The sequence below is a fragment of the Rhizobium sp. RHZ01 genome, from assembly GCF_014851595.1.
GTDB classification, from domain to species: Bacteria; Pseudomonadota; Alphaproteobacteria; order Rhizobiales; family Rhizobiaceae; genus Rhizobium; species Rhizobium altiplani.
The window spans coordinates 1-477 of sequence record NZ_JACUZZ010000105.1 but is presented as its reverse complement, the minus strand read 5'-3'; the positions used below and the strand labels follow the sequence as shown (position 1 = coordinate 477).

The window sequence follows — 477 nt, the reverse complement described above, 5'->3', positions numbered from 1 at the left end:
ACGTCCTTGTGGCCATTCAACAGCTGCGCGACCAAGCGGTGGCCAAGGGCGCGATCAAGACGGACGACAAGATCACGATCGTCAACGAGGGCGACAACGTTGTCATCCGGCCGACCGACCCCGAGAAGGTCTACATCCCGAAATATCCGCCGGAGATGCTCTACGAGCCGGGCTACGCCTACCAGCCTATTAGCTACTACGACCAGCCCTATTCGAACTATTGGTATCCCGGTGCTGCCTTCTTCGCCGCAGCCGTAACGGGCGTTGCCTGGGCGGCCGCGGTCAACTGGGACAACTGGGGCGTTTGGGGCGGCAACTGGGGCGGCGACTTCGACGTCGATTGCAACAATTGTTTCAACAACCGCAATTTCAACGGCAAGGTTAAGTGGAACGACGTCGACTGGAAGAACGTCGACCGCAGCAAGCTCAACATCGACAGAAGTCAGTTGGCGAACGTCGACCGAAACACTATCCGAA

General features: G+C 58.3%; 1 protein-coding gene. It reads left to right on the top strand.

Annotation, left to right across the window (positions count from 1 at the left end):
- The coding region (locus IB248_RS31005; RefSeq protein WP_192242253.1) for a DUF3300 domain-containing protein at nucleotides 1–477 on the top strand (477 nt) is incomplete at both ends.